Source organism: Pseudundibacterium arcticum (assembly GCF_042646465.1).
Classification (GTDB): Bacteria; Pseudomonadota; Gammaproteobacteria; order Burkholderiales; family Burkholderiaceae_D; genus Undibacterium_A; species Undibacterium_A arcticum.
This window is the reverse complement of sequence record NZ_JBHRTP010000088.1, coordinates 19399-36426: the sequence shown is the minus strand read 5'-3', so window position 1 is coordinate 36426 and position 17028 is coordinate 19399. Positions and strand designations below refer to the sequence as shown.

The following is a 17028-nucleotide window of genomic DNA, read 5'->3' as shown; positions in this document are numbered from 1 at the left end:
CGATGATCCGCACCATCTGGGGCGACCCGGAGCGCTACAAGAAGAGCTACTTCCCGCAAGAACTCGGCGGCACCACCTATCTGGCCGGCGACGGCGCGATCCGCAACAAGGACACCGGCTACTTCACCATCACCGGCCGCATCGACGACGTGCTCAATGTGTCCGGTCACCGCATGGGCACGATGGAAATCGAATCGGCGCTGGTGGCCCACCCGCTGGTGGCGGAAGCGGCGGTGGTCGGCAAGCCGGACGACACCACCGGCGAATCGATCTGCGCCTTCGTGGTCCTCAAGCGCACGCGCCCGATCGGCGACGAAGCCAAGCAGATCGCGAAGGAGCTGCGCGACTGGGTCGCCAAGGAAATCGGCCCGATCGCCAAACCGAAAGAACTGCGCTTCGGCGACAACCTGCCCAAGACCCGCTCCGGCAAGATCATGCGGCGCCTGCTGCGCGTGCTGGCCAGGAACGAGGAAATCACGCAGGATGTCTCGACGCTGGAGAATCCGGCCATTTTGGAGCAATTGAACCAGATACGATGACGGACCGGGACGATGGTAAAACCGGGGAGGCCGCGCTCCCGGCTTTTTCCATCAACTGTAATCAGGCGTGTCGCACGCTGGCATCAGGGTTTGCTGCCAAAGAACCGACGCGAATTGGCATCGCTACGGAACAGGAGCGGCTGCTCGGCCGCCACTGATGCGTTGTTGGTGTTGGCGTGCAGTACGATATTCTTCACCACTTCATGATGCGCCGATTTGCTGCAAACCGGATCAGCGTTGGTGGCATCACCGGTCAGCGCGAAAGCCTGGCACCGGCAGCCGCCAAAATCTTTCTTCTTCTCGGGGCAGGTGCGACACGGCTCTTGCATCCAGTCATCGCCGCGATACAGATTGAACGCATCGCTATGCTGCCAGATGTCGCGCAAACTATATTGCGTCACATTCGGAAACTCAATCCCCGGCAAGGACCTTGCCGCATGACACGGCAGCGCGGTGCCATCAGCACCGACCGCGAAGAATACGGAACCCCAGCCATTCATGCAGGCTTTGGGACGTTCCTCAAAGTAGTCGGGCACAACGAACAGGATCTTTAGCCTTTTGCCAATTCTGGAACGATAGTCGTTGACTACAGCTTCAGCTCGCTCGACCTGTTCGCGGGTCGGCAACAGATGTACGCGATTGACCAGACCCCAACCGTAATATTGGGTATTCGCCAGCTCCAGATATTCCACATCCATTGCGAGCGCCATCTCGATAATGCGATCTACATGATCAAGGTTATGTCGATGCAATACCACGTTCAAGACCATCGGATAATCGTACTGTTTGATGAGCCTGGCCACGCGCAATTTCAGATCGAAGGTTTTGGTACTCGACAGAAAATCATTCATTTCCTTGGTCGAGTCCTGGAACGATAATTGGATATGGTCAAGTCCAAGCTGTTTCATCCGCGCGATGCGCGTTTCGGTCAAACCCACGCCAGAGGTGATCAGGTTGGTGTAGTAACCGAGTCGATGGCCTTCTGCGACCAGTTCTTCCAGATCGTCGCGCAACAACGGCTCACCGCCAGAGAAGCCAAGTTGGGCGGCGCCGAGCTTGCGTGCCTGCTGCATCACGTCAATCCATTGCGCGGTGGTCAGCTCTTTGTTGTTCTCCGCATAGTTCAGCGGGTTGTAACAGAACACGCAATGCAACGGACATCGATAGGTCAATTCAGCCAGTAGCCAGAGTGGCGGCGACGCGTTGCAATTGAGACCTGCGCTCATGTTTTCAGGTAATCCAGTTGCGCTCATTGGCTATCCGTAAAAAGTCATCCACATCGGCACGCAATCCGCCGACCGAAAATGCCCGTTCCAGGGCCTGCGTGATTGCCGCCACATCGCGCTCGCCATCGCACAGCTTGAGGATCTCGGCTGCGCTTTGATTCAGCTTTACCATTCCTTCCGGGTAGAGCAATACGTAACCGCCTTGCGCCTCCTCCCATTGCAGGCGGAACAGTTTGGATAATTTCGGCTTGTCCAAGAGGATAGTCATCGCATGGTCGGGGAGAGGGTTAGGGATAGGCTTTTTCGATCGCGTCCAGCATCGACCACAGCACATCGAGCTTGAATTGCAGGATCTCCAGCGCGCGCTGCTGCTGGGCGCTGGTGGTGAAGTGGTCCAGCGTTACCTGTAGTCCGTGTTCGACATCGCGTTCGGCGAGCGAGATGCGGCTGCGGAAATACTGCAGGCCGTCTGCTTCGATCCAGCCATAATGTTTGGGCCAGTTAGCCAGACGCTCCTTATGGATCTTCGGGGCGAACATTTCCGTCAAGGAGGAGCATACGGCTTCCTGCCATGGCGCCTGTCGCGCGAAATTGACATAAGCATCGACCGCAAAGCGGACGCCCGGCACCACATGCTGCAACGACCACAGCTCGCCGCGCGGAATGCCGACGGCCATGCCGAGCCTGGTCCAGGCTTCAATCCCGCCGGCATTGCCTTCCGATCCGTCGTGGTCGAGTATGCGTTGGACCCATTTGCGGCGAGTTTCGCGATCAGGGCAGTTGGCGATGATGGCGCCATCTTTTTGCGGAATATTGATCTGATAATAGAAACGATTGGCAACCCAGCCACGCACCTGGTCGGGGCTGAGCAAGCCATTGTTCATCTTGAGGTTGAACGGATGGTGGATATGATAGCCGGCGCCTTTGGCGCGCAGTTGCGCTTCGAATTCGGCGCGGTCCCATGGTCGCGCAGTGTCGCCGGCGGGGTGCGTTGCGTTGCTCATAGACTGATTTCCAATCCGTCAAATGCCACCTCGATACCGTGCTGGGTCAGGGTTGCGCGCTCTTCGGAATCCTCATCGAGGATGGGGTTCGTGTTGTTGATGTGGATGAGTATCTTGCGCGGTCCGGTGATTGCGTCCAGTACTTCGATCATTCCGCCCTTGCCCGATTGCGGCAGGTGCCCCATGTCTGCCGCCTTCTTGTTTGAGAATCCAAGTCGGATCATTTCGTCCGCGCTCCAGAAGGTGCCGTCCAGCAGCAGGCAGTCAGCGGCACGCATGGCTGTATGGACGTGAGGTTCGATCACGCCGAGGCCGGGTGCGTAAAACACCTTCTTCCCATTTTTCTTGTTTTCTATGATGAGCCCCAAGTTATCCCCCGGCTGCGACATCTCTCGATGCGGCGAGTAAGGTGGCGCCTTGCTTGAGAGCATCAATGGCGTAAAGCTGATGTCTTCTATACCTGGCAGTTCCACCGGCGAGATGGTGTGGTTGGGGGCCAGCACGTGCCATTGCACACCGCAGTAATGCGAGAGCACGTGGACCAGCGGCAGGCCGAGGGTGAGATCGTCCCATACCGCAGCCGTGCAATAGAGTGGAATCGGACGTCCTTCTCGCAACATCAATAATCCGGTAACGTGGTCAATTTGGGCATCCATCAGCATCACTGCGGCGATACCCGTGTCCCGATCGCTGCGCGCTGGCTGCAGTGCCGGCGTAGCGCGAAGTTGCGTCAGGATGTCCGGCGATGCATTGATCAATACCCAATCTTTGCCGTTGGACGAAACCGCAATCGACGACTGCGTACGTGCCCGCGCCTTGATGGTGCCGAGGCGTACGCCGCTGCAGTTGCGGCAATTGCAGTTCCATTGCGGGAAACCGCCGCCTGCGGAAGAACCTAATACGATGATTTTCATTATTTGAATAGAGTAAGCTCGGGATCAAGTGCGGCGATCGTTTTGCAATCGCCGCACTATCCTAAGGCGTCCAAGGAAATTAGCGGTTGGCGATGTACATGGTGATTTCAAAGCCAAAACGCAGTTCGGAAAATGCAGGTTTGTTCCAGGTCATGTTTCACTCCATTCAATAAAAAAAATACCGGGTACGATGTGTGATTGCATTCACACGGTGCCCATAAGGCACCTTATCAACTTATGCAATCATGTCGATAAACGCAAGTTCCATGCCGAAGCTTTTTCCTGCTCCATTGCGCGACGGTTACTTGGTCGTCGAGGGCGGGCATCGTCTATATTTCGCCGAATATGGCTGCCGCGATGCTCCCGCGGCAGTGGTCTTGCATGGCGGACCCGGCAGCGGGTGCAATACGGGCATGCTTGACTGGTTCGATTTGTCACGCCAGCGGGTAGTGCTGTTCGATCAGCGCGGTGCCGGACGAAGTGCGCCGTCTGCTTCGTTGGCGCATAACTGCACGCGCGACCTCATCCTGGATATCGAGCGCTTGCGCCAACACTTACGAATTGAACGATGGCTGGTAGTGGGTGGCTCTTGGGGCGCCACGCTGGGCATCCTGTACGCTGCTTGCTACGCGGATCGATTGACCGGATTGGCGTTGCGCGGGGCGTTTCTGGCAAGCGTTCGCGAGATCACCTGGTTTTTTCAGTCGCTAAAAGCGTTGGTGCCGGATGCATGGGGACGGCTGACCTACGGCTGGGCGCCTCTTCAGAAACAGGATGTGCTCCAATCCTTAACATCGCTGTTGCACAATGGAACACCTGATGAGCAGCGCGACGCAGCAGCGCGATGGGGGCGCTATGAGGCGGACGTGATGCAGGCGATGACCGGAGTGGAAGTGTCGAAGTCGGAACGGTCGGGCGAAGCAAGATTGGGCAAATACCTGTTGCAATCGCATTACCTATCCCAGCGCTGTTTTGTGACTGAACGCCAACTGTTGCGCTCTGCGCGCAACACCGCAAGGGTGCCAACCATCATGATTCACGGCACGCAAGACTGGATTTGTCCGCCGGAGAATGCGTATCGCTTGCGGCGATTCATGCCGCATGCCGAATTACGGTGGGTTGTCAAAGGAACGCATACGCCGGCTGACCCGGCCATTCTGGAAGCGCTGCAACAGGCGATTCATGATCTGAGAAATGCAGTTTGACCGGTCCCATTCTTCTCCGGCGGGTGCTCGATAGGTGCCGAAACTGTCTATTTCTGCAGAGGGATCTTGCGATAGATGGTGTTGCGCGATACGCCCAGAGCCCTGGCCGTCGCGGATACGTTACCGCCGTTCGACGCCAACGACTTCTGGATCACCGATAGTTCTACCTGTTCCAGATTGGCGCCGCTGGACAACAGCCATTTGGTATTTTCGTTAGATTCATGCGCTTGAGACATTTCAACGTCTTCAAGAAAATCGTCCGGCAGATGCTGGCGTCGAATCTCGCAGTCCTCGTCAGCCATGACGATTGCGGTGCGTAACAAGTTCGTCAGCTGGCGGAAATTGCCCGGCCAGTTATGACGCTTGAACAGTCCCATGATTTCAGGCGCGACCGTATGCCGTCCGTTAGCAGACTCTGCCATGAGTATCTTCTCAACGACGACTTCCATATCGGTCCGCTCGCGCAGTGGCGGCAACCTTACCACCAGGCCATTCAACCGATAGTAAAGGTCCTCGCGGAATTGGCCTTTGGCGATCAGGTCGCGCAGATTGCGATTGGTGGCACAGATCAATTCAACATTGACGGGGATCGACTTGGTACTGCCAAGCGGCGTGACCATGCGCTCCTGCAGTACCCGTAACAGACGTGCCTGCAGACTGAGCGGCATATCGCCAATCTCGTCGAGGAACAGGGTTCCTCCATTTGCTTGCAAGATCTTGCCGATGGCGCCCTTTTTACGAGCACCTGTAAACGCCCCGTCCTCGTATCCGAATAATTCCGATTCAATCAGAGTTTCAGGGATGGACGCGCAATTGACCGCGACAAATGGTCCGTTGGCACGTGGTGAGTCGTTGTGGATGGCTTGCGCCAGCAACTCTTTGCCGGTGCCGGTCTCGCCCATTACCAGGATCGGAATGTCGCGTCCGAGCACTTTGTTGACCTTATCGATCACCGCCGCCAGTTGCGGATCACCCGTATTCAGATACCGGAGCCCTGACATGCGGCGCGCCGCCTGGTTGGCCTGATTGCTCGACGCTGAACACAAGCTGTTGTTCCTGGTTGTATCTTCGTCGTCACGAGCCAAGCCCACGGAGTGGTGGAATACGCTATTGGCGATATGCAGTTGGGCGCGTCCGTATACGCGCACGCCGCTAGGCAAGCATAGATTCAGCAATCCAGGCACAGCCGTCCGGTAATGGTCGAACAAGGCCGAAATGGGCAAGCCGAACAGTGAGCTGAACGTGTGCGATTGAAGCGCCGATAACGGCAAGCCAAGCTGAAACAAGCCCGTCCGGTTGGCGGAAAGGAACCGTCCGCTCGGAGTGAACGACGCGATCCCTTCCATCAGCGTGCCGATGAATTCTGGCCGTGTATTGAAGTGTAGGGTGATTGCATCCTGGAATGCGGCCGTAAACAAATGATTTTCGATCATCTGGGCCGACATGCGCACCAGCGCCATGGTGTGCTTGTGAAAACTACATTGATCGCCGGTCACATCCAGCACACCGATCACATTGCCTTGATGATCAACAATCGGCGCCGCCGAGCACGTAAGAAAGTGATTGGCCACCAGATAATGTTCGTTGGCATGTATCTGTACCGGTAGTTGCTCCGCGATCGCAGTCCCAATTGCATTGGTTCCTTTGCTGGCTTCGGACCAAGTGACACCGGGCTTGAGCGCCACCCGATTGGCCTTTTCCAAAAAATCGTCATCTCCCAGCGTGTGCACGATCAGACCGTTGACGTCAGTCAGGATCACCATGTTGTGGGTATTGATGATTTGTTCGTACAGTGTTTCCATCACCGGCAACGCATGCATGTGCAAAGCGCGGTTCTGCTCCAGCAATAGCGATAAATCAGTCCGACCTACGGGACTGAAGTCTGGCTTGTCCGTTTCGGACAGGCCATACGCGATGGAGCGTTGGCGGGATTCTTCTATCATCATGTTCGCGTCGCACGCAGAAAGCGTGCCACCCACCGCCGTTGCTTTTGTCGCAGCGCCCGCGGGCAAATTTTTGCGCGTATCGTCTGCGTCGTCGATTACCGTTCGATGCATGACTTAGTCTCCTGCCGTCTTTGATTCAGCCAGCGTTCCATTTATTATTTTTGTGCTGTTACCTACTGTAGCACCTGTTCAGAAACAGAACACAAAAATACTGCCCTCTGCCCAATCCGCTTGGCACGACAATTGCCTCTACCTCCTCATTCTGTAAAAAACTTTGCCGAGGAGATTGTATGAACAAGATTAAATGCGTAATTTATGGTTGCTCTTTGTTGGCTGTTGCATTGGCGCCATCATTTGCGTCTGCGCACGGTGCCGTGACGCCGCAAGCAGTAGACACTAAAACATTGCCTGTGCTTGGGCCGGTATGGCGCGAGGAAAACCCCTATCGCGGCCAGAAGGAGGCGGTGAAAATAGGGACATCTGCATATGCTGAAAATTGCGCGCGTTGCCATGGACTGCAGGCGCAATCCGGCGGTATCGCGCCGGATTTGCGGCTATTGGATCGAGATTGCACGGATCTGAAGGCTGACGCGAAAAAACAAGCTTGCTATAAGGAAACGGATAAATATTTCCTGACATCCATTCGCCATGGGAAGGTCCGCAATGGCGCCGTATACATGCCACCGTTCGAAGGTTTCCTGAATCAGGAAGCAATGTGGTCCATCAAGGCCTATCTCGAGACTTTGCGGGAAATCAAATAACCAACCGCGCAGCTCATATGAGCCCAGCGCGGCCATGAGCAAACGATCGCAAACATAAAAGAATAGGGTGCACACCATGCGCAATTTCTGTTGCAGGACCCTTGCGGCGATGTTATCGCCAATATGCTTGGTCCTATGCATTGCCTCGCCTGCACGAGCTGACGCTGATTTTTTGAAAATCAAACAGTCCGGCGTGTTGAAGGTGGCTGTCTATAAGGACTTTGCACCGTTTTCCGCGAACGATGGCGGCATTGATATTGATCTGGCGGCGGCACTGGCGAAAAAAATAGGGCTGCAGCTGAGTTTGCTGCCCTTTCCCGCCGGTGATGATGTGGGCGATGACTTGCGTAACATGGTGTGGAAAGGACACTATCTGGGCTATGGCCCGGCCGATGTTCTGCTGCATGTTCCGGTAGACCAGCGGCTGATGCAGCAAAATGACAAGGTCGAAATTTTCGCACCATATCATCGAGAGACGGTGCGTCTGGTGCGCGATACACGCAAGGTGCCGCGGTTTGATAATCTCGATTCGATCGCAGGTAAGAACATTGGTGTCGAAAAGGTTTCGATCGCTGCAGTGTTGCTCCTCGGCGCGGAAGATGGCAAGTTTCGGGAGAACGTGAAAATCTATTCGACTGCGACGGAGGCACTTGAAAAACTCAAGGCAGGCGAGTTGGATGGGGTAGTCGCCAACCGATCAGAAATAGAATCGGTTTTAAGAAAAGACCCCAATTACCAGATGAGTGAGGTCGTGTTTCCCCGCTTGCCACGCAAAGGCTGGGTGGTCGGCATGGCGGTGAAGAAGGATGCCACCGAACTCGCCAAATTATTACAAGACGCAACCAATGATTTGGTTTCCTCCGGCGAGATGGCTAAAATTTTTGCCAGGCATGGCGTGGAGGTGGTTGCGCCGTAATATCTCGACCTGAGCCCGTGCGTCGAGAGAGAAGTTCGGTCATTTATAATGATCAAAACAAAGGGTGATCTCGACATGGCACAAATAGATTATGTGATGTCCGTACGCGCTGTTGCAGGGAAAAAATTTACCGATGAGGTAGGGCAAACACGTTTTCTATTTGTACCAAAAAACGAAAATCCTTCTCCTGACCATGAGGTAAAAGCAGACAAGTGGTTTAAGGCGGTGCGGGCGGCAGGTAGCTGGAAGAACTCCAAAAAAGAAGCGCGTGGCGATATCTTGTTTATTGCTCATGGCTACAATATCAATGAGCAAGAAGTGATTGACCGTCACCGCCGATTATCGGAAGATTTAAACGGCATGGGCTTTAAAGGGGTTGTTGTTTCGTACGATTGGCCGTGCGGCAACCAAGCCTTGGCATATCTGGCCGACCGACACAAAGCGAAGTTGACATCGTTTCAATTGGTCAACGACGGCATCCGGTATTTGTCTGAAGTTCAAACACCTGATTGCCCTATAAATATCCATTTGCTAGGCCATTCAGTCGGCGCGTATGTGATCCGGGAAGCGTTTGATGATGCCGATGATTCCCAATTGCCGAATGGATCCTGGAATGTCAGTCAAATCATGTTTGCTGCTGGCGACGTGTCTTCCGCATCAATGTCGGAGGGTGACAGTGGGACCGCGTCACTCTATCGCCATTGTCTGCGTCTGACAAATTATTCAAACAAATTTGATGAAGCACTCGGCATTTCCAACGTCAAGAGGATGGGTGTGGCACCCAGGGCCGGCAGGATCGGACTGCCAGATGACGCGCCTGGTATTGCCGTGAATGTTGACTGCTCGGACTATTACAACCAGCTGGTATCAGATGCAACAATACTCGCGCCCGACCAACCAAGTCCTATCATGGGCATGAAAAGCCACTCGTGGTATTTCGGAAATTTGGTGTTTACCCGCGACCTGATGAATACCATGATCGGTGTCGATCGCAGTGCCTTCGACACCCGCGTGGGCACTGGAAGTCGGTTCAAACTGACGCGTCCCAAATAATTCTATCCGCCGCAAGTCATCATTGTTGGACATGTCGGTCAACCTGACGCTGGATGGCAAGAAAATGTCGCCTGGGCGGATCTGATCCTGATTCCTGGTACGTTTGGTCCGTGCTGCGTACCCATTGGAAGTGAATTTGCGACTACACTGAGCAACCCGCTGCGGAGCGCACGGGCGGAGGAAAAGGCACAACCATCGCAAGACAGGGGAAAGAATTGGCCGGGATCGACGATTTTGTGAAAAAGCAGAAGGACGGCGCGACGTTCGTCATCAGCGCGCAGATGTTGCGCATGAAACCGCAGGAATTTGACGCATTGGCACAAACTTGGTTTGATGACGGCGGTCCCGGTTTCAATGTGGTCGGCATGCCGCATCGAACGGTGGTGGACGGCGAGTTTCTCATCAGCCGCGTGACTGTCATCAAGACCGTTTCGTCGCGCGCATGACTGCCAAGGCTTCCCGCACGCGATGCGAACAAGCCGGTCTGTAAATTCCAGGTGCGCATAGCTGTTGCGGCCAGCCGAGCATTGACCCAGATGTCAAAGCTCGCCTGCCCCAGGTCGAATCCTGACCATCCCAATGCCGGCAACGGTCATCAACCTGATGCTTGGGTCAAAGAAATTTCGGTGCTTTGTCAGAAGTGGAGCGACGCCAACAATGGTGATCCGTGGCGCGCGGTTCTGTAGAATGGGTTGGACCGCAGCCGTATACGGAAGGTCCGTCGGCAATGCGCTGTATACTGCCGGACTGGCGCTAAGCTGGCTGGCCCGCTCATGAGCCGCCTGAGCGCCACGGCAACCAGGCCGCCGCCATTGGTCAGCAACGGTTTGGCGTGTTGGTTGACTAAGGGGCTGGCCGCCTTGAACGCACCCCATCCTTGGTTCCCTTGCAGTCATTCGCGGCAACGCAGAAGAAAGCAGGGCAGATTCATCGAGGGCCGGCGAACAGCAGAACCTTGACCACACCGTCGCCGCGCCTGGAAATCCCGGCTCCGTTGGCGATTATCCGCACCATCACCATGACACCGAAGGTCAATGCCAATTCGGCAATCATTATGAAAACCCCAAAAAGAATCCAGCCCCTGGTTGAAGAAGGCCTGATCGACGAAGTCATGCGCCAACTGATGAGCGGCAAGGAAGCGACAGTGTATGTGGTGCGTTGTGGTGACGATATACGTTGCGCCAAGGTGTATAAGGAGGCGACCCAGCGTAGCTTTCATCAGGCGGTGGCGTATCAGGAAGGCCGGCGGGTCAAAAATAGCCGGCAGGCGCGGGCCATGGAAAAGGGCACGCGTTATGGGCGCAAGATGGCGGAAGAAGTGTGGCAAAACGCCGAGGTCGATGCCTTGTATCGATTGGCTGCTGCCGGTGTGCGTGTCCCCAGGCCTTACATCTGCTTCGAGGGCGTGCTATTGATGGAGCTAGTGACGGATGCGGACGGCAACGCCGCGCCGCGCTTGAACGATGTGGCATTGAGCCGTGAGCTGGCGCTGGAATTCCATGCGATGTTGTTGCAACAGGTGGTGCTGATGCTGTGTGCCGGCGTAATTCATGGCGACCTGTCGGAGTACAACATCCTGGTCGACGCACACGGCCCGGTGATCATCGATTTGCCGCAGGCGATCGACGCAGCCGGCAGCAGCGTTGCAGCGTCGATGCTGGAACGCGATGTGACCAACCTGGCTAATTTTTTCGGCACCTTTGCGCCTGAGCTGCTGAGCAGTCAGTACGGCAAGGAGATCTGGGACTTGTACCAGGCTGGCTTGCTGACACCCGATATGCCGCTGAGCGGCCTGGTCGCGGCCCCTAAAGCGCCTGCGGATGTGGGTGCGGTGATACGCGAAATTGAGCTGGCGCGTCAGGAGGAGGAAGATCGAATTCGCTATCAAATGGAAATGCTGGCTTGATGCGGCCCGAGCCGCTCAGCATGTCCAAAGATCGGGTTTTGGTTTTCCGCAAGATCCTATCGGCCGCGCAAATTCTTGCTAACGGTTGGCTGCGACGTGTGCAGTTTGGCCAGATTCTTGTGAAATCCCTCCAGTTCCTGGTGCACCACTTCCTGCCCCTTCTCGATGACAAACTCTTGAAATGCTGCAGCGACGGTTGGAATTGGCTTGCCGGTCAAATGCATCACATGCCAATCGGCAACGACCGGGTTTTCCGGGATCGGAAGCAGACGCAGCAAACCGGTTTCGAACTCAAGGGTGCATGCGTGCACTGAGAGGAAGGCGACACCCAGACCTGCCGCTGTCATTCTCTTAATTGCTTCGTTACTAGATAACTCAGAGCCGATTCGCAAGGATAATCCGGCATCCTTGTACAGTCGTTCAACTGCGGTGCGGGTCCCCGAACCGCGTTCCCGTACCAGCAAATTTTCTTCCGTTACGTCTGCAAGCGACACCTGCCTCTTCTTCATCAGCGCATGACCAGGGCTGGCCACGAACGCCATCGGATGCCGCGCAAAACGCACCGCATTGGTCCGCAGTTCGCGCGGCGGCGTGCCCATAATCGCGAGGTCAATTTCGTGCCGGGTCAACAGGTTGATGATTTCGGGACGGTTCCCAACTTGCAGCTTGATGCGCACATTTGGTCGTTCTGTGGTGAAGTTGACAAGCATGGCTGGAAGCAGATGCTCAGCCGTGGTGACTGCTCCCACGCGCAGCGTTCCGCTAATCACCCCTTTCAGCGCCGCAACCTCATCGGCGGCCTCTTCCCACAACCGCAATATGCGCTCTGCATAACCCACCATCACGTCACCGGCAGCAGTCAGTTGGATTCCTCGGCCTTGCTTTCGTGTTAATGGTGTGCCGGCAACGTCTTCCAACAGCTTGAGCTGCAGCGAGACTGCCGGCTGAGTGACATGCAGCGCGTCCGCCGCTCTGGTGACGCTTTCATGCCTGGCGACCTGAAGCAGCGCTTGCAACTGTTTGAAGCTCGCATGATACATAAGCAATACCTTATCAATTGTCTAAAAAACCTGATTTTTCTTTCGCATTCATCTACCTTATATTAGCAGTGAACGGCTAAGCAATAACGCGTTAATGCACTGTTTGTCAGCGCAGCTTGCAGAGGAAGATATGGGAATCGAGTTACTCACACTTGGATTAGACGGCGTGATGTTTGATACGGAAGAAGCGCATCTATGGTCGTGCAACGCCGCGTTTAAGAGCTGCGGCCTTGACCTTCGCTGGTCCGTACAGCAGCTCCGCGCCGCCGTGCGACAGCATGGGGTGACGCACGCGATACTGGAAATGACAAGGCAATCCTTTCGGACCTCTGACAGCCATGAAGCGGCACGATTAGTGGCGGAGAAGAATCGATTTTTCCATGAGTTTGTCGCGACACGTGGCCCGATGCTGCACGGCGGCTGTGCGCAACTGATCGATAATGCGTTGGCCCGCGGGTGCAAGTTAGCCGTCGTCACGGCAATGCCGACGCGCAGTGCGACCGCCCTGTTAGAACATGCATTCGGTACTGCCCTCCACAGCATGTTCTCTGTCACCGTAACCAACGCGAACTTTAAGGCTCCGCCAGACAACGGCCCGCATCGATTAGTGCTGCGGACACTCGCTATCGATTTGCACCGCTGCGTCGCGATTGACGCGGATGGCCCCGGGCTCGATGCGGCGCAGCGCTCTGGAATGTGGACGGTGGCGGCATCGCCTCACGCACATGAATACCCTAATTTCTCGCGCGCCAAGCTATGGTGCCCGAACTTACAAATGCCGATTCAGCCGAGCGCTTGCTCAATGATGTCCGTCGAGAAGCAGAGTCGATTCCTCACCCTTGATCACTTGAATACCATCAGGGGTGCCAAGAGCAAGCATGCGACGGTACCGAAAAGACCAGCCGACGCCTGTATGCACGCGTGATGTAGCGCCAATCCTTTCTCAGATATCTAAACGAACAACCAAATTGATCGGAGCCGTAAATGGAAACTATTGTCATTGTGGGCGGTGGGGCAGGCGGACTCGAACTTGCCACTCGTCTGGGCAACCAATTGGGCAGATCGAAACGAGCGAAGATCGTCTTGATAGACCGGGCACCGACGCATTTCTGGAAGCCGCTTCTGCACGAGGTGGCCTCAGGAACAATTGATCCTGGCATGCATCAGATCGAATATGCGGCGCAGGCTGCCGATCATCATTTTCAGTTCGTCCGGGGCGAAATGATCTGCCTGGATCGCTTCAAGCATACGATCGAAGTGAACGCATACAGCCCTCAGGATGGCTGCGAAGCCCTTCTTAAGAGGCACATCCATTACGACAAACTGGTGCTCGCGCTTGGCGCTGTCACCAATTTTTTTAACGTGCAAGGAGCGGCAGCGCACTCGCTCACTCTGGACACTGTCCACCAAGCAGAATTCTTTCGCAAGCGTTTCATCATGAGCTGCATGCAAGCTAGCAGCCGCCGCGCCACCGGAGAACTACCCGATCCCGCGGTGAATATCGTGATTGTCGGCGGCGGCGCGACGGGGGTGGAATTGGCGGCCGAACTTTGCCATACGGTGCGCTCGCTTGCGGAATATAACGTCCATTCTGTGGAGGCTTCCCAAGCGGTACGGATCCGACTGCTTGAGAGCGGCGAGCGATTGTTGCCCCATCTCAATTCGGAACTGTCGCAATCGGCTGCAGCGCACTTGCGCCGCTTAGGCGTGCAAGTCTGTACGACGACGACGGTGGTAGGGGTCGATGCCGATTCAGTACATGACAGTAGCGGGCGCCGCCACGATTCGAACATCACAGTCTGGGTTGCTGGTGTGGAAGGTCAGAATATATGCACGCGTCTGGGCCTGTCCCTAAATAAAGCGAAACAAATATTGGTGAACAATAGCTTGCAGACCGATCTTGATCCACATGTATTTGCCATCGGCGATTGTTCCAGTTATGTATGTCCGGTCAGAGGACGCGCTGTCCCGCCGCGCGCGCAGGTAGCACATCAACAGGCGTTGTTTCTGGCGCGGGTACTTGGCCGCCCCGGGCGCGATACGTTGCCGCACTTTCGCTACCGGGATTATGGGTCGCTTGTTTCTATCGGCAAGTTTGCCGCGGTCGGCGTTTTGATGGGAGCTTTTTGGCGCCGGGAATTATTGGTAGGCGGACGCATTGCAAGACTGCTGTATCAGCTCCTTTATCAGAAACATGTCCTGTCGCTGCATGGATTCTCGCGCATGGCCGTGCAAATGCTGGCGCACTGGATACGCACGAAAGTCACGCCGCCGGTGAAGTTGCATTAGAAGCCATGGCCAGATTTCCGCTGATTCGCTTGGTGCCGGCATGATCAAGCGCCTCACTGCACTCCGCGCTGCTAGATGCAACTGCTCGGTCCAGTTCGGCACATTTGACCTTGCCGGCAATTTTCTTCTTGACGACCTTTATCGAGGCGTAAAAGAGTTGCTGCGCGATTTTTTACCTCTTCATCAGTGTAGGCACGATCCTCAACCGGCTCCCGTGCGCAGTCGATCAAGCATGCGCCATCAATCGCTCCCAGGATCTGTCGGCGATTCGCGTTGGCCTGCACGACGAAATCTTCGAGGGACCGCGGCCGGTACTGGCAGGCGTCGATACGCGGACATCATGCGCTCTCCACCGCCAAGTCTAGCGTCTCTTTTATTTCTTCCATCACGACGTAGCTTTTTGACTGCGCCGCGCCCGGCAGCTGCAGCAACATATCTCCCAACAGCTTGCGGTACTCGGCCATCTCGCGAATCCTTGCCTTGATCAGGTAGTCGAAATCGCCGGACACCAGATGGCATTCCATCACTTCCGGAATGCGCAACACTTCGTGCCGGAACTGCTCAAACGCCTTTGCTGATTTGTGATTGAGCGTGATTTCCACGAAGACCAGCAGGTTGATTCCCAATGCCCTCGGGCTAACCCGCGCGTAGTAGCCGGTGATGACGCCATCGCGTTCCATGCGCTTGACGCGTTCGATGCAGGGCGTGATCGACAGCCCGACCTTTTCCGCCAGCTCCTTCATGGCCAGACGGCCATCTTGCTGCAGAAGCCGCAAAATATGGCGGTCGATCTTATCCAGGGAGCGTACCGATTCTCTTTGAACTCGCATGATTAATTACTGAAAATTGTAGTTTATAAGCGAAATAATACTAGAAGAATGCGTTTAACATAGTTATAAATTCCATGCATTAACCAATTTTAATTTTAAGGAAAAGTACATGCGCGTCGTTATTCTGGGCAGTGGGGTCGTCGGTATCACCAGCGCTTACTATCTCGCAAAAGCGGGCCACGAAGTAACGGTGATCGACCGGCAGGCGGCGCCGGCGATGGAAACCAGCTTTGCCAATGCCGGCCAGATTTCGCCCGGCTACGCCGCGCCTTGGGCTGCGCCCGGTGTCCCACTAAAGGCGTTGAAATGGCTGGTGCAGCGCCATGCCCCGCTCTCGATTACGCCTGACGGCACCGCGTTTCAACTGCGCTGGATGTGGCAGATGCTGCTTAACTGCAGTGCGTCGAGATACGCAGTCAACAAGGAAAGAATGGTGCGGCTGGCAGAATACAGCCGCGACTGCTTCCGGCTGCTGCGCGCGGATGTTGGCATTGAATACGAAGGCCGGCAGAAAGGCACGCTGCAGCTGTTCCGGTCCCAGCAGCAGTTCGACAATGCAGCAAAGGATATCGAGGTATTGACAAACGCCGGCGTGCCGTATGAGCTGCTGACCCGCGATCAATTGAAACGGGCCGAACCCGGATTAGAGGCGGTCAAGCACAAGCTGGTCGGCGGACTGCGCCTGCCGAACGATGAGACCGGCGACTGCCAGCTGTTTACCACGCGCCTTGCCCGCATGGCCGAATCGCTTGGCGTGCAGTTCCATTACAACACGGCAATCGATGCGCTTGCGCTGAGCAATGGCGAAATCTCGGGTGTCGTATGCAACAAACGCCTGGTGCAGGCCGATGCCTATGTGGTTGCGTTGGGAAGCTACTCGCGAGGCTTGCTCGATTCGATCGTCGATATACCGGTCTATCCAATGAAGGGATATTCGATCACGGTACCTATCGTCGATCCGAAGGCCGCGCCGACCTCCACAATTCTCGACGAGACCTACAAGATCGCCATTACCCGCTTCGACGATCGCATTCGTATCGGTGGCATGGCTGAAATTGCGGGCTTCAATACGACGTTGAATCCGAGACGGCGGGAAACGCTCGAGTTGGTCGTCAACGATCTGTTTCCGGGGGGCGGGGACACATCGAAGGCGAGCTTCTGGACCGGCCTGCGTCCAATGACGCCCGACGGTACCCCGATCGTTGGCGCAACGCAGGTCAAAAACCTGTTCCTCAATACCGGCCATGGCACGCTCGGGTGGACCATGTCATGCGGATCCGGACAATTGCTATCCGATCTCATCTCGGGCAAGAAATTGGCAATCCCCGCCGGCGACCTGTCCGTAGCGCGCTATTCGCGGCCCGGCATTCAAGATGCCAAACACGCATACGCCTAAAAA

18 protein-coding genes are annotated in these 17028 nt (G+C 55.6%); 10 read left to right on the top strand and 8 right to left on the bottom strand.

Going from position 1 to position 17028, the window contains the following annotated elements; all coding sequences use genetic code 11:
* Nucleotides 1-539: AMP-binding enzyme (locus tag ACFOFO_RS22890; protein WP_449369386.1), on the top strand; the 539-nt coding region annotated here is incomplete at its 5' end.
* Nucleotides 540-622: 83 nt separating this feature from the next.
* Here the strand turns inward: ACFOFO_RS22890 and pqqE are convergent.
* The 5 genes from pqqE to pqqA form a co-directional block, all read right to left on the bottom strand.
* Nucleotides 623-1765 (bottom strand): pyrroloquinoline quinone biosynthesis protein PqqE, encoded by a 1143-nt coding sequence (pqqE, locus tag ACFOFO_RS22885; RefSeq protein ID WP_390327638.1) that lies wholly within the window; start codon nucleotides 1763-1765, stop codon nucleotides 623-625.
* A gap of 4 nt (nucleotides 1766-1769) precedes the next feature.
* Complete coding sequence (pqqD, locus tag ACFOFO_RS22880; RefSeq protein ID WP_390327637.1) at nucleotides 1770-2033, bottom strand: pyrroloquinoline quinone biosynthesis peptide chaperone PqqD; 264 nt, start codon at nucleotides 2031-2033, stop codon at nucleotides 1770-1772.
* A 19-nt stretch (nucleotides 2034-2052) separates the two neighbouring features.
* Nucleotides 2053-2769: a pyrroloquinoline-quinone synthase PqqC gene (pqqC, locus tag ACFOFO_RS22875; protein ID WP_390332979.1), complete on the bottom strand. Its 717-nt coding sequence runs from the start codon at nucleotides 2767-2769 to the stop codon at nucleotides 2053-2055.
* Nucleotides 2766-3683 carry a pyrroloquinoline quinone biosynthesis protein PqqB gene (gene pqqB, locus ACFOFO_RS22870; protein WP_390332976.1) on the bottom strand — a complete coding sequence of 306 codons (918 nt, stop codon included), beginning with the start codon at nucleotides 3681-3683 and terminating at the stop codon, nucleotides 2766-2768. Before pqqB ends, pqqC begins: the two co-directional genes overlap by 4 nt.
* Before the next feature lie 79 nt (nucleotides 3684-3762).
* Nucleotides 3763-3837 (bottom strand): pyrroloquinoline quinone precursor peptide PqqA, encoded by a 75-nt coding sequence (gene pqqA, locus ACFOFO_RS22865; RefSeq protein ID WP_390328307.1) that lies wholly within the window; start codon nucleotides 3835-3837, stop codon nucleotides 3763-3765.
* Between the two features lie 112 nt (nucleotides 3838-3949).
* On the opposite strand from pqqA, the gene ACFOFO_RS22860 reads away from it, so the two are divergent.
* Nucleotides 3950-4888, top strand: a complete 939-nt coding sequence (locus tag ACFOFO_RS22860; protein ID WP_390332974.1) for an alpha/beta fold hydrolase — start codon at nucleotides 3950-3952, stop codon at nucleotides 4886-4888.
* Nucleotides 4889-4935: 47 nt separating this feature from the next.
* Here ACFOFO_RS22860 and ACFOFO_RS22855 read toward each other — a convergent pair whose 3' ends face one another.
* Complete coding sequence (locus ACFOFO_RS22855; RefSeq protein WP_390332983.1) at nucleotides 4936-6831, bottom strand: sigma-54-dependent Fis family transcriptional regulator; 1896 nt, start codon at nucleotides 6829-6831, stop codon at nucleotides 4936-4938.
* A gap of 293 nt (nucleotides 6832-7124) precedes the next feature.
* On the opposite strand from ACFOFO_RS22855, the gene pedF reads away from it, so the two are divergent.
* The 5 genes from pedF (at nucleotide 7125) to ACFOFO_RS22830 (ending at nucleotide 11470) form a co-directional block, all read left to right on the top strand.
* Nucleotides 7125-7595 carry a cytochrome c-550 PedF gene (pedF, locus tag ACFOFO_RS22850; RefSeq protein WP_390327635.1) on the top strand — a complete coding sequence of 157 codons (471 nt, stop codon included), beginning with the start codon at nucleotides 7125-7127 and terminating at the stop codon, nucleotides 7593-7595.
* A gap of 172 nt (nucleotides 7596-7767) precedes the next feature.
* The gene (locus ACFOFO_RS22845) at nucleotides 7768-8511 is read left to right on the top strand and encodes a substrate-binding periplasmic protein (protein ID WP_390327634.1); all 744 of its coding nucleotides are present in this window, start codon (nucleotides 7768-7770) and stop codon (nucleotides 8509-8511) included.
* Nucleotides 8512-8559: 48 nt separating this feature from the next.
* On the top strand, nucleotides 8560-9564 hold the full coding sequence (locus ACFOFO_RS22840) for an alpha/beta hydrolase (protein ID WP_390332971.1): 1005 nt from the start codon (nucleotides 8560-8562) through the stop codon (nucleotides 9562-9564).
* 215 nt (nucleotides 9565-9779) lie between these two features.
* Nucleotides 9780-10010, top strand: coding sequence for a hypothetical protein (locus tag ACFOFO_RS22835; RefSeq protein ID WP_390327628.1), 231 nt, complete (start codon nucleotides 9780-9782; stop codon nucleotides 10008-10010).
* Between the two features lie 608 nt (nucleotides 10011-10618).
* A complete protein-coding gene (locus ACFOFO_RS22830; RefSeq protein WP_390332981.1) occupies nucleotides 10619-11470 on the top strand; it encodes a PA4780 family RIO1-like protein kinase in 852 nt (283 codons plus the stop codon).
* Nucleotides 11471-11526: 56 nt separating this feature from the next.
* Here ACFOFO_RS22830 and ACFOFO_RS22825 read toward each other — a convergent pair whose 3' ends face one another.
* Nucleotides 11527-12510, bottom strand: coding sequence for a LysR family transcriptional regulator (locus ACFOFO_RS22825; RefSeq protein WP_390327624.1), 984 nt, complete (start codon nucleotides 12508-12510; stop codon nucleotides 11527-11529).
* A gap of 130 nt (nucleotides 12511-12640) precedes the next feature.
* Here ACFOFO_RS22825 and ACFOFO_RS22820 point away from each other — a divergent pair, with 130 nt between their 5' ends.
* Together ACFOFO_RS22820 and ACFOFO_RS22815 are read left to right on the top strand one after the other, a co-directional pair.
* The gene (locus ACFOFO_RS22820; RefSeq protein WP_390332969.1) at nucleotides 12641-13435 is read left to right on the top strand and encodes an HAD family hydrolase; all 795 of its coding nucleotides are present in this window, start codon (nucleotides 12641-12643) and stop codon (nucleotides 13433-13435) included.
* A 59-nt stretch (nucleotides 13436-13494) separates the two neighbouring features.
* The gene (locus tag ACFOFO_RS22815; protein WP_390327620.1) at nucleotides 13495-14799 is read left to right on the top strand and encodes an NAD(P)/FAD-dependent oxidoreductase; all 1305 of its coding nucleotides are present in this window, start codon (nucleotides 13495-13497) and stop codon (nucleotides 14797-14799) included.
* A 338-nt stretch (nucleotides 14800-15137) separates the two neighbouring features.
* On the opposite strand, the gene ACFOFO_RS22810 is transcribed toward ACFOFO_RS22815, so the two are convergent.
* Nucleotides 15138-15629, bottom strand: a complete 492-nt coding sequence (locus ACFOFO_RS22810) for an Lrp/AsnC ligand binding domain-containing protein (RefSeq protein WP_390327618.1) — start codon at nucleotides 15627-15629, stop codon at nucleotides 15138-15140.
* A gap of 109 nt (nucleotides 15630-15738) precedes the next feature.
* On the opposite strand from ACFOFO_RS22810, the gene ACFOFO_RS22805 reads away from it, so the two are divergent.
* Nucleotides 15739-17025 carry a D-amino acid dehydrogenase gene (locus tag ACFOFO_RS22805; RefSeq protein ID WP_390327616.1) on the top strand — a complete coding sequence of 429 codons (1287 nt, stop codon included), beginning with the start codon at nucleotides 15739-15741 and terminating at the stop codon, nucleotides 17023-17025.
* Nucleotides 17026-17028: the final 3 nt, after the last annotated feature.

Excerpts from the sequence above, each read along its gene's own strand:
- pqqE (WP_390327638.1), bottom strand. The coding sequence starts at position 1,765 with ATGAGCGCAGGTCTCAATTGCAACGCGTCGCCGCCACTCTGGCTACTG.
- pqqD (WP_390327637.1), bottom strand. The coding sequence starts at position 2,033 with ATGACTATCCTCTTGGACAAGCCGAAATTATCCAAACTGTTCCGCCTG.
- pqqC (WP_390332979.1), bottom strand. The coding sequence starts at position 2,769 with ATGAGCAACGCAACGCACCCCGCCGGCGACACTGCGCGACCATGGGAC.
- pqqB (WP_390332976.1), bottom strand. The coding sequence starts at position 3,683 with ATGAAAATCATCGTATTAGGTTCTTCCGCAGGCGGCGGTTTCCCGCAA.
- ACFOFO_RS22860 (WP_390332974.1), top strand. The coding sequence starts at position 3,950 with ATGCCGAAGCTTTTTCCTGCTCCATTGCGCGACGGTTACTTGGTCGTC.
- ACFOFO_RS22855 (WP_390332983.1), bottom strand. The coding sequence starts at position 6,831 with ATGATAGAAGAATCCCGCCAACGCTCCATCGCGTATGGCCTGTCCGAA.
- pedF (WP_390327635.1), top strand. The coding sequence starts at position 7,125 with ATGAACAAGATTAAATGCGTAATTTATGGTTGCTCTTTGTTGGCTGTT.
- ACFOFO_RS22840 (WP_390332971.1), top strand. The coding sequence starts at position 8,560 with ATGATCAAAACAAAGGGTGATCTCGACATGGCACAAATAGATTATGTG.
- ACFOFO_RS22830 (WP_390332981.1), top strand. The coding sequence starts at position 10,619 with ATGAAAACCCCAAAAAGAATCCAGCCCCTGGTTGAAGAAGGCCTGATC.
- ACFOFO_RS22825 (WP_390327624.1), bottom strand. The coding sequence starts at position 12,510 with ATGTATCATGCGAGCTTCAAACAGTTGCAAGCGCTGCTTCAGGTCGCC.
- ACFOFO_RS22820 (WP_390332969.1), top strand. The coding sequence starts at position 12,641 with ATGGGAATCGAGTTACTCACACTTGGATTAGACGGCGTGATGTTTGAT.
- ACFOFO_RS22815 (WP_390327620.1), top strand. The coding sequence starts at position 13,495 with ATGGAAACTATTGTCATTGTGGGCGGTGGGGCAGGCGGACTCGAACTT.
- ACFOFO_RS22810 (WP_390327618.1), bottom strand. The coding sequence starts at position 15,629 with ATGCGAGTTCAAAGAGAATCGGTACGCTCCCTGGATAAGATCGACCGC.
- ACFOFO_RS22805 (WP_390327616.1), top strand. The coding sequence starts at position 15,739 with ATGCGCGTCGTTATTCTGGGCAGTGGGGTCGTCGGTATCACCAGCGCT.